The organism is Streptomyces sp. NPDC005494, assembly GCF_042872025.1.
Taxonomy (GTDB): Bacteria; Actinomycetota; Actinomycetes; order Streptomycetales; family Streptomycetaceae; genus Streptomyces.
Map to the genome: position 1 here is coordinate 1 of NZ_JBIAJR010000026.1, position 9,634 is coordinate 9,634.

A 9,634-nucleotide genomic window follows, 5' to 3' on the forward strand; every position below is an offset into this window, starting at 1 on the left:
CGCCTTCGACATCGCGTTCGACGGCCGGCTCACCACCGGCATGACCAACAACTGAAATCAACCAACGGAGTTACACCGTTCCGCGGACACACCCCCTCTATCAGCCCTGGTCTGGGGCGTATTGAGCTGCGTGCCAGCTGGAATCGATGGCGGGGTTGCGCAGGGTCCCCCAGAAGCGATCGTCAGGTATCGGTGGCAGTGGCGGGTTGCCCAGGTCCGCGTGCAGATCCGTACGCCAGTCGACAGTGAGGCGGCCGAGGATGCTCGCGCTCGCGCACACGGACCTGTAGGGAGAGCCCCAGATTCCGTGCACCATCTTCTCCGCGGCCCACCGGCGAGGAGAGTCCCGGTGAGTGTCCGCCTGAAAGATCACCGTGCGCAGTCGCAGGGCGAGCGGGCCGGTTTGTCTCGGAGAGGGCGGGGCTTCGCCCCGTTCCAGCGCGTCCAGAACCGTCTTGATCTCCGGTACTTGTTCAGGCCCGTTTCGACGGCCACCGCAGACCTCGAATTGCTGGGACTGCGTTCAGTAGCGGCAACAGTTGGGTGACATCATGTCGCTTTCCACCAGTGAGCGTCGCAGCGAGCGGTGTACCGCCGCGGGTCGACGATCAGATGGTGTTTGGAGCCGGGACGGGCACGGTCGACGGGCGAAGGGCCACAGAGCGCCGCTCTCCTTGCATCACCTTCGACTGAATCGAATTTCCAGCCCGCAGGTAAAATCAGGGTCATCAGTGGCACATAGCGTCTCACCACCCTGGATTACATTAAGACTAATTTCACACTCACCCTCCGGGGCACCATCAAACGTAATACCCAGCGTCTCACCAGAGGATGCCTCTCGCGACACAAAAAGAAATCCCCCAGGTTTCCCTTCGTCCACAAAAAAGCCCCACGTTCCTGTACTGTCTCCAGCGGGACAACCGGCATAAATAGCACTCTTCACGTCGATCCCGTGAGCCTCAAATGTACGCTTCTCAGAAAATGAAATCCGCCCACCGGAGGGTTCACGAGGGTTCACTCCATGTTCCAATAATGCGAGACGCTTCTACAGTCGCCAACTTCTCACCCTCAACGCATCCAGCAATCAACATTAGCGGTGCGAAGAACGCCAAAATCTTGACAGTTCTGGTCGCAAGAAAACGTCCGGCCACTTCTCTCCTTAGAAAAAAATACTGGCTGCGGCAGGACACCTGCCGCAGCCGAACGCTGACTACTCTACTCCACCCAACACCCGCACATATTCAGCGGAAGCCGTTCCTGCCAAGAGAACTTCTGCGTCACACTGGCGCCGTATATATTGGGGGGGTTTTCTCGTGACGTGGCACCGCGTGCGTAGCCGAGTTCCAGTCGCTGATATTTTTTACTTTGAATTCCAGAAGGACCACACCCTTCTCTCTATCTACAGACTTTATCTTTCCCGTGCCCGAGTAACTTCCAAGAAATGCATCAGCATAATTTTCCGTTCCGATCCCGCCATTAGTCAGTACGCCTGAAAGATCCATCACTGCACCGCGAATCGAGTTGGCCTTATACCAAGGGCTTCCTGGATCCGGGCCAACGTCCTTGTATCGGAAACGGGTTGCCGCTTTTGCAGAAGGCGCATCCATGCCATCAGCAACTGCTTCACCGAGAAGCTTTGATCGCATTTCAGACACAGTCTCGTCACTGGCGAGTTCAGCTGTGAACGCATCGCCGCCGCGGAATTCTTGAGTCGGCTCTAGGGGCCACCCCATACCCCAGAGCCAACCAAAGAACATGGCACGAGATGTTTCCCATGGATTCCTTTTCCCTTCTGGCAATATTCCGAAGGATTCCCCTTGCAGGAAATGGTTTCCACGATTGGCAAGCGGCGAATCCCATGATTGCGTGATCAAGTTGAACGTTGCTCCTGGGGTCCAGCCATTCAAGGAGACTGGCGGACTTGTGCCCAACGAGCCAGTTGGTGCCGCACCACCGCTGCTACCTATCGAGCCTGACATGTTCTCGTCAGCAGCGATCATTCCTGCATCGCAGCTACTCCCGCTGCAACTAATGGACCCTCGGCCACTGGGGTCGGAAAGTGTGACGGGGGCGTTCTCGGCGTAGCTGTAGCCGTTCAACGACTGATGCTTACTGGTTTCCAATAGGGGGTCGACGCTTATGAATTGGGCCGTTGTTGGGTCGTATTCACGAGCACCGATATGTGTGAGGCCTGTGGCGACATCAGCAGGTTTACCGAGGAACGTTTTGTCGTCCGGCCAGGTCGTAGGCTTCGTGCCGCGAGGAGAGCCGAAGGGAGTGGTATAGCGCTTGGTGATGGCGAGGGTGGCCGCGTCGATGGAAAGGCTGGCGGTTCCGTGGTGGTCGGCAGCGAGGAAGTTTAGTTTGGTGCCGGCCACGCCTGTGGTAGCAGTGCGTACGGCGATCGCCTGACCGGCAGCGGTGTAATAGCGCCTACCGGAAAGTGTCTTGGTGGTGCTCTTCACTGCGAGGTGAAATTCGGTTGCGCCGAGATAAAGAACTGTCTCGCCGTCTCCGCTAGCGCGGCGAAGGAGTAGTTCACCGTCGGCGTCGTATACGTAACTGGTGCCCAAGGCGGGATTGGTGCCTGCCGCAGGCGGAGGCTAGATTACCTTCGGCATTCCAGTTCAGCGTTTGAGTCGCTTGAGTACCGGGACGGCTGATGGTGTTGCCTGCCGAGTCGTAGGTATAGGTGGCAGCCTTGGCGCCCGTTGTCTTAGTGAGAGGGTGGGGCTGACCGGCCGGGGTGCCGTATTCGTAGATGGTTGCGGAATTGCCTGAAGTGGCGTTTGTGGTTTCAGTTTTGCGTTGGCCGGCGTCGTTGTAGGAGTAGCTGGTCCAGTACGGGGCTGCGCCGTCGAGGTTGGTGGTAGTGCGGCCGGTGGTCGTGCAGTCAGCCGTCCTGGGGGTCCAGGCTTCGGTGAGGCGGCGGTGGCCGTCGTAGGTGAAGCACTGGTTGTCCGCCTTGCTGGCTCCGCCGAGGGTGGAGGCGTCGAAGATGGAGCTGATGTTTCCGGCGTCGTCCTGGGTGAACGTGAGGTCTTGCGCACGGTAGGCGTGGATGTCGTCGGTGACGAATGAGTGAGTCAGCCGACGGGTGCCTACCTCGTAGTCATAATTGAGGTAGGTGTTCTTTCCAGCCGTGGGATCGGTGGCAAGTGTGAGCTGGCGCAGATCCCCCTGGGGTGAGTAGACGGCGCCTTGCAGGTAGCCGGTGGTGCCTTTGGAGGTGAGCTGCTGGCCAGTGGGGTTGTAGGTATTAGCGACAGTCTCGGTGGCGAGACCTGCTACGGCAGGCTCGCGGTGTTGGCTGATGGTGCCGTCGAGGCGGTAGGCGGTAGTAAAGGCCAGAGTGGCGGGCACCCCTGCGGCAACCAGGGGGTCAGTGCCTGGAAGGATCAACTGGTTGGCTGTGATCTGATACATCGCGTTGTAAGCGGTGACCTTGCTGGTATACGCCTTGCCGCTGACGCCACCGTCGTAGCGGGTGGCGGTGTCCTGCTGGCCTTTTCTGAGGGTATCGAACTCCCAGGAGGCGAGCTTGTTGGCGTCGGTCTTGGAGGTCTGCCACATCCCGGTTTTGCGGCCGAGCACGTCGTACTCAGTCAGGAGGGTCTTCGGTTGGCCATCGGTGGTACTGATTACCTGGTCAAGTTCATTGTATTTCGTGGCAGTTGTGCCCTTATCCGGATCAGTAGCAGAGCCTTGCCGGCCGTACAGGTCGTAGCTGTATGACCATTTCTTCCCGTCTGGGCCGGTAATGGTGTCTTGCAGCCCGGCTGGAGTGTAGGTGAAGTCCGTGGTGGTGAAGTTGGTGCCGACCTGTGGGCCGCCGTACTCCCGTCGCTGAGTGGTCTGGCCCAGTGCGTTGGTGGTGATGGTGGTCGCCTGGCCGCCAACGGGTGCGGTAGTTGAAGTGGTGTCGCCTGTGTATGCCGTGTCGATGGTCCAGCGAACGGTGCTGCCAGTCTTGGTCGTCTGCTTGATCTGGCGACCCGCACCGTCAAAGGTGGTGTCGGTCTGCATTGGCGGTTGCCCACCGTCTACCTGCACCATGGTGCCGTTGGGGCCCGTCGTCTGATCCCAGACGTCGGCCTGGGCGGTCACAGCAAGGCCGCGGGAGTCGTACAGAGTCTGGGCGACAAGCCGACCGCCGACCGGGGACGGTGCCTGCAGTGGGCGCAGCTCCTGCCCGAGCAGCGCGAGCGGCTGACCGCACTGGGCATCCGCAGCGCCGCCCTTCCCCTGACGGCCGCCACTCCGGCGGAGATCCCTACGTCGCCGGGCGACGCGGCCAGGGTGCGCGTAAGGCCGGGAGCAAGTCGGAGGCGGCGTTCCAGCGGGGTCTTGCGGCCCGGGCGCAGTGGGTGGAGCAAGAGGGACAGCAGGCCGTCCCGCGCGGCGCGGTCGTGGAGATCATGGTCGACGGCGAGGCGGAGCCGGTACCCGACAAGCTCACGGCGGAGCAGCTCGCCACCCTCGCCACCCTGGGCATGGAGACTGGGCGGGCAGGTTGGGTGAGCTTGTCGACGAGCTGGGCGAGGCGTGCCTGACGACGCTCGGGGGCGATGCGCAGCGTCAGGGCGAATTCGTCGCCGCCCAGCCGGCCGACGGCAGCGCGGTTGCCCGCCCAGGCGCGGAGCCGGTCCGCGGTCGCTGAGATGACCGCGTCGCCAGCAGCGTGGCCGAGGGTGTCGTTGATCGCCTTGAAATGATTGAGGTCGGAAACGCGTGGGTTCGCGGATTCCGGGAGCGGAGAGCTGACGAACCCACTCGCCTGTCAGCCTTGGAGGCGGTGTCGGAAGCGGGTTCGGTGCGGGGCATTGGGGGTGACCGGTCGTGGTCGAGGATGATGCGGGAATGAATGATCAGGTTCCCGCTGTAATTCCAGCGCTGGTGTTCGATCGGGAGTACGTACCCGTGCTCGTCGGCGGCTCGGTGGTACCCGGGCGCTTCACGGTGGGCGGTGCCAGTGCCGTCATAGGCCCGGCCGGAATGGTGATCATCGCGGAAGCGAGTGCCGCACCCGCCCAAAGCGGTGTGTGGAACGCTGAGGAGGTCCGCTTGATCGGGCCCGCACCGGCGCCGGTCACAGAGCGACTCATGGGCGCGCCCTGGGGTGTGGACGAAGGCTCGTTGCCGATCCACATCGCGGTCTGCGTCAGAGGTGAAGTTTTGTACCTGGGCACCGCCCAGGTGAGCCAGGCTGGCACCTCCGATGGCGTTCTCACCGACTGTGAACTGCGCTTTGCAGCACCCTTGAGCAGAGAACTCCTCAACCGAGTGCGCCCACCACTTCCACCTGAGCACTTGCCGGACTTGGAGTGGTTGGGGAATGTGAACGGTGACCGTGCGGCAGCTCTTGAGCAGTTCGTCACCGGCTGGTACCCGACCGCAGGCGCCACCGAATCGCCTACCAGCGACTCCGCGTCACGCCTTCCCGGTGGACTGAGACAGCTGTACCGGCTCGCGAAGCAGCGGCCGGGTGCCTTCGGAATCCAGAACAGGATCCAGACCTGCACACCGACCATCTCGGGGAGATGCTCGTCTTCGGCGTCGAGAACCAAGGAGGCTTCTTCTGGTCACTCCTGTGGACGCTTGAGGGACCTGAAGCCGATCCGACTGTCTGGTTCCGTGAATTCTACGAGGAGCCGATCGCCGAACAGGAACCGCTCAGCGGCTTCCTGATCCAGTTCTCCCTCTTCGAGGCCTCCATGGGCGCCGAATACCTCGCCCTGCCCCGCAAACTCACTGCACCGCAGGTCGAGCGACTCACGGAAGCGCTGCACCTTGTGCCCCTGCGTCCCTTCTGGCCCTGGGCACCCACTCACTTCTACGTGGCCCCCGGCCTCGTCGTGCATGTCAGCAGCGAGGACGGCGAAGCATTTGATGCCTGGGCCGGCGCCACCCACCGAAGCGCCCTGGACCCGCTGGCCGGCCTCCCTATCGACTGGAACCGCTTCGATGGCTGATTGTCCCAAGAGACCAGCTGACGGTCCGCCGTGGTGATCACCTCAGTTGCCGCAGGTCAACGGGGCAGTCGGGCCGTCCGCTCCGGGTACGCCGCAGCGACGTAGCGCATGGCGGTCTGAGCGGTGATCCCGAAGAGGCGCATCAGCTTAAGGGGATCACCGGTGGCAAACGCCTCGTAGCTCGCCGCGATCCTGCGCGAGCTTACTGAGGACGCCGGTCCGCCCGGCGGCTACATGGCGGCCCTGGCGCAGCTGCTCACCGTCGCCGCGCTCCGTGCCGAACGGTGACGGCGGCCGCGCCAACGCCGATCGCGCGATGCAGTGCGGCGTCCAGCTCCATCCACGCGCTGCCGGGCCCGGTGAGCTCCTTGGTGACCGTGCCTTCGTCATCGAGGCGGACCGCCTGGCAGTGGTCGATGTACCCGGTCTGCTTCGTCTTCTTCGCCAGTATCGGTAGCTTCGGATATTTGAGTGTGCGGAATAGGGCTGAAATCCGGCTCTGCTGCGCTTCACACCCCGCTGGCTGGGAAGTTCGTGCTGCCTCGGTGAGCGAGGGGATCGCGGCCGGCTCGGCCATCGCACCTCGCGGTAACCTCTCGCCACGAGTCACGGGGAGGGCGAGGGCGCGCTGGTTCTGGAGGCGCAGGAGATGCTCGCCGCATGTACCGGAGGTTGTAGATCAGTGAAGGTTGAGGACGTCATGAGCTTCCTCGTCGACCACAGAGCTCCGAATGTCACCCCTGGCTATGTCGCGGAGCAGCTGCTCTCCATGTCCTGGATCATCGATCCCAAGGACGGGGCGCAGATCTTCGAGACCGGGAAGGAGTGGCTGAAGTCGGACGACCCGTTCCGGGTCGAGGTCGCGATCGGACTGGAGAACCTGACCTACCTGGCCGACTCCTGGGAGGAGCTGGTCGAACTGGCCGAACCTCTCAAGGAGAAGTTCCCCACGATGGTCGCCGACATCGACGCCTGGATGGCGAGGGCTGAAGCCTCGTACGAAAGGCGCCGGACGGGTTCCTTCTGGGACGACTACAAGCCCCACTGACGTCGCCTCCACCGATCGGCACCACAACGGAAGCCCCACTAGGCACCGAGGGCGGGGCTTCGACATTTCCGATCAGAAGGGCGGCGGCTCGTGCCCTGCTTCTTGGAGCCGGTCGATCAAGCCGTCGTAGTCGAAGTCCACCGGCAACGGTGCTGCGTATGGCTCTCCGAACCAGCGCTGCTGCCCGTCGCTCCTGCCGTTGGTGCAGAGAAGATCGAGCGCATAGGCCCCGGTCCCGAGCGTGGGCGCGTACTCACCCTTCACGGTCACCGGGTGTTTGGCGTGGACGGGCGTGCCCAGCGAGTAGAACTCTGCCAGGCCGCACCGGTCAGCGAGTATCGGTAGGTTCGGATATTCGGACGTGCGGAATAGGGTCTGAGCGTGACGTATCCGCTCCCCTCCAAGCCCCTGAGAGACTTCCTCGTGTCGCTCCGCCCAGGAGATGTCGTGGCCGGGTTGGTGACCCGCATTGAGAACTTTGGCGTGTTCGTCGATCTCGACGGGGCGCCGGAGGCTTCGGTCGGGTTCATCCCTCCGCCCGAGCTCTCATGGAGATGGCTCTCCTCTTGTCTTGAAGCGGTGTCGCTGGGACAACGTGTGAGCGCCGAGGTCTTGGCTCTGGACACCGAGAGGCGTGGGCAAGCGGTGCTGTCCTTGATTGCCCTGCAAGAGAATCCATGGCTCGTCTGGGCTGAGCGCGTGGGCAGCGTCGTCAGTGGCCGCGTGACGAAGCTCGTCCCATTCGGCGCCTTCATCGGTCTTGATGACGGGATCGCAGGGCTGATTCACAACTCCGAACTGCTAGCAGCAGCGCCAGGCGGGGAAGTCCGCGTCGGTGATGTGATGACCGTGCGGATCGCAGAGGTCGACCCACCCATGCGACGTATCCGTCTGTCGCCGGGGCGCTAGAGTGCCCTTCGCGTCGGGGGCGGGAGTGACATGGCAGAGAAGAGCTGGCAGCTCAGGCAGGAAGATCGCCTCGTAGGGACGTTGACCCTCGAAGAGATCGACATGTTCTGGTCGGACTGTCACTTCGAGCCTGCTCCCGCTTGGGACGACCTCCGCCCCCTTTTCGCCGCTTCGCGGGATGCATGGGTTCGGGGTGACGAAGAGGCCGCCCTGGCAGCCGATGAGGCGATCCATGCTGAGGGGCTCATCCTCGTCCCCGACGAAGGCGGCGACCCCATCACCGATTTCCTAATCCGGATCAACGGAGAGACGGCCCGCTTCCGACACTGACTGCTGCTGGTGGCAGGACCAGCCCACGCGTCGAACGACGGAGGGCCGGTGCCTGGTTCTGGCATCAACAGACTCCTCTCGTCAGCGCTCACGTTCGGGTGCTGCAGCCGAAAGCAGGGGGGATGTGGTGTCGACGGTCGACGCGCAGAGGGTCTGGAAGCCGTCCGTAGCGGAACTCTGGGCGGGACGACGCCCTCTGTGGTGGACCGTTGGCCCGACGGGGGAGCTGGCTGTTCTGCTCGTCCATCGGCAGTGCCTACGCCGAAGCCGTTACGTGAAGGGTTGGGTGGGCTGGGGCCCGCAGGTCCCATTCGATGCGGTGCTCATGATTCGCCAGGCTGACGGGTCGCTTCAACGTCGACTGATCAAGGACGTCCCGGTCAGGCCGAGCCACATAGCTCTTCTCCCGGATGCCCGGCTTCTCATCGCAGGCGGTCGAGCGGGCAAGGAGGAGTCGGGAGCATGGAGCCCGAACGCCGTGGTGTTCTCGCTGGAAAGCGGTGACCAAGAAGCCACCTTCTGCATCGGCGACGACATCCCTGCTCTGGTGACCGATCGCGAGGGATCGATCTGGACGGCTTACGGAGACGAAGGCATCTATGGAGGGCATCCGGAGTCTGCAGCCGGTCTTGCCGGCTGGAGTGCCGAAGGTCGGGCAACCTGGGCTCCGGGAGGTCGCCTTCCTGACGTGCCTTTGGAGGGATGCACCGCTGCCACCGAGGGGGACCAGGTCTGGCTGATCTGGTATTCCGGCAGTCGGCGGGGAGGCACGTTCTTGACGCGGATCACCCCGTCGACCGGTGAGGTGACCAGTTGGCCCAGCCCTGTACGTGACCCGGACGGGTTCGCCGTGCGCGACCATCGAGCGGTCCTGACCAAGCGCGTTCACAACCAGAGGTCAACCGAAGTGGTGCGAGCCGAGTTGGGCGGTGATACCTGGAGTGTGACCGAGCGGCGCAAGATTCGAGTGCCCGGACGGGTGGTCATGCGCTGCGGTCAGGGTCGCGACGGTCTTCTATGGCTTCGCGCTGGCGACACGTGGCTTCGCATCGAAGCCTGATAGCGGCCGAGACGTGCAGCTCACGATCGACGGGCCACCTCGGCTGCGTAGGCCATTCTGACCGCGCCGGCAGACCATCGTTCGGCCGCCATAGGGCTGATACCGAGCAGCCGTTGCAGCTCGGCCGGTGGCATCTGTGTGCAAAGGTCGAGCAGGGCGGCGCATCGTCCGGCTTCGGACGGGAGGCCGATGTTCCGCAGACGGGTCGCGAGCCGGCTGCGGGTGTGTCCGCGGAACGGTGTAACTCCGTTGGTTGATTTCAGTTGTTGGTCATGCCGGTGGTGAGCCGGCCGTCGAACGCGATGTCGAAGGCGT

The 9,634-nt window shown here is 63.1% G+C and carries 10 protein-coding genes and 2 pseudogenes; 6 read left to right on the forward strand and 6 right to left on the reverse strand.

Annotated elements, in window-relative coordinates; genetic code table 11:
• Nucleotides 1-494: 494 nt before the first annotated feature.
• The 3 genes and pseudogenes from ACFYQ6_RS34810 to ACFYQ6_RS34820 form a co-directional block, all read right to left on the reverse strand.
• A pseudogene (locus ACFYQ6_RS34810) lies at nt 495-657 on the reverse strand (transposase); the annotation flags it as partial.
• A gap of 620 nt (nt 658-1,277) precedes the next feature.
• A complete protein-coding gene (locus tag ACFYQ6_RS34815; RefSeq protein WP_388766855.1) occupies nt 1,278-2,573 on the reverse strand; it encodes an RHS repeat domain-containing protein in 1,296 nt (431 codons plus the stop codon).
• Complete coding sequence (locus ACFYQ6_RS34820) at nt 2,539-4,026, reverse strand: hypothetical protein (protein ID WP_388766857.1); 1,488 nt, start codon at nt 4,024-4,026, stop codon at nt 2,539-2,541. Before ACFYQ6_RS34820 ends, ACFYQ6_RS34815 begins: the two co-directional genes overlap by 35 nt.
• Nucleotides 4,027-4,367: 341 nt before the next feature.
• Between ACFYQ6_RS34820 and ACFYQ6_RS34825 the strand changes: the two genes are divergently transcribed.
• Nucleotides 4,368-4,553, forward strand: a complete 186-nt coding sequence (locus ACFYQ6_RS34825; protein ID WP_361587021.1) for a hypothetical protein — start codon at nt 4,368-4,370, stop codon at nt 4,551-4,553.
• 14 nt (nt 4,554-4,567) lie between these two features.
• Here the strand turns inward: ACFYQ6_RS34825 and ACFYQ6_RS34830 are convergent.
• Nucleotides 4,568-4,702 (reverse strand): annotated as a pseudogene (locus ACFYQ6_RS34830) (diguanylate cyclase domain-containing protein); the annotation flags it as partial.
• 838 nt (nt 4,703-5,540) lie between these two features.
• Between ACFYQ6_RS34830 and ACFYQ6_RS34835 the strand changes: the two are divergent.
• A complete protein-coding gene (locus ACFYQ6_RS34835; protein WP_388766860.1) occupies nt 5,541-5,972 on the forward strand; it encodes a hypothetical protein in 432 nt (143 codons plus the stop codon).
• A 256-nt stretch (nt 5,973-6,228) separates the two neighbouring features.
• On the opposite strand, the gene ACFYQ6_RS34840 is transcribed toward ACFYQ6_RS34835, so the two are convergent.
• Nucleotides 6,229-6,549, reverse strand: coding sequence for a hypothetical protein (locus ACFYQ6_RS34840; protein ID WP_361587026.1), 321 nt, complete (start codon nt 6,547-6,549; stop codon nt 6,229-6,231).
• 105 nt (nt 6,550-6,654) lie between these two features.
• Between ACFYQ6_RS34840 and ACFYQ6_RS34845 the strand changes: the two genes are divergently transcribed.
• Nucleotides 6,655-7,020 carry a hypothetical protein gene (locus ACFYQ6_RS34845; RefSeq protein WP_388766862.1) on the forward strand — a complete coding sequence of 122 codons (366 nt, stop codon included), beginning with the start codon at nt 6,655-6,657 and terminating at the stop codon, nt 7,018-7,020.
• Between the two features lie 72 nt (nt 7,021-7,092).
• Here ACFYQ6_RS34845 and ACFYQ6_RS34850 read toward each other — a convergent pair whose 3' ends face one another.
• A complete protein-coding gene (locus ACFYQ6_RS34850; RefSeq protein ID WP_388766864.1) occupies nt 7,093-7,290 on the reverse strand; it encodes a hypothetical protein in 198 nt (65 codons plus the stop codon).
• A 111-nt stretch (nt 7,291-7,401) separates the two neighbouring features.
• Here ACFYQ6_RS34850 and ACFYQ6_RS34855 point away from each other — a divergent pair, with 111 nt between their 5' ends.
• The 3 genes from ACFYQ6_RS34855 to ACFYQ6_RS34865 all read left to right on the forward strand — a co-directional run bounded on the left by ACFYQ6_RS34855 (nt 7,402) and on the right by ACFYQ6_RS34865 (nt 9,319).
• The gene (locus ACFYQ6_RS34855) at nt 7,402-7,929 is read left to right on the forward strand and encodes a S1 RNA-binding domain-containing protein (protein WP_388766866.1); all 528 of its coding nucleotides are present in this window, start codon (nt 7,402-7,404) and stop codon (nt 7,927-7,929) included.
• A 30-nt stretch (nt 7,930-7,959) separates the two neighbouring features.
• Nucleotides 7,960-8,259: a hypothetical protein gene (locus tag ACFYQ6_RS34860; RefSeq protein WP_388766868.1), complete on the forward strand. Its 300-nt coding sequence runs from the start codon at nt 7,960-7,962 to the stop codon at nt 8,257-8,259.
• Nucleotides 8,260-8,737: 478 nt separating this feature from the next.
• Entirely contained in the window at nt 8,738-9,319 is a 582-nt protein-coding gene (locus ACFYQ6_RS34865) for a hypothetical protein (protein ID WP_388766871.1), read from the forward strand.
• The last annotated feature ends 315 nt before the right edge of the window (nt 9,320-9,634 follow it).

Coding starts and splice junctions, on each gene's coding strand:
- ACFYQ6_RS34820 (WP_388766857.1), bottom strand. CDS start 4,026: ATGCAGACCGACACCACCTTTGACGGTGCGGGTCGCCAGATCAAGCAG.
- ACFYQ6_RS34835 (WP_388766860.1), top strand. CDS start 5,541: ATGCTCGTCTTCGGCGTCGAGAACCAAGGAGGCTTCTTCTGGTCACTC.
- ACFYQ6_RS34840 (WP_361587026.1), bottom strand. CDS start 6,549: ATGGCCGAGCCGGCCGCGATCCCCTCGCTCACCGAGGCAGCACGAACT.
- ACFYQ6_RS34860 (WP_388766868.1), top strand. CDS start 7,960: ATGGCAGAGAAGAGCTGGCAGCTCAGGCAGGAAGATCGCCTCGTAGGG.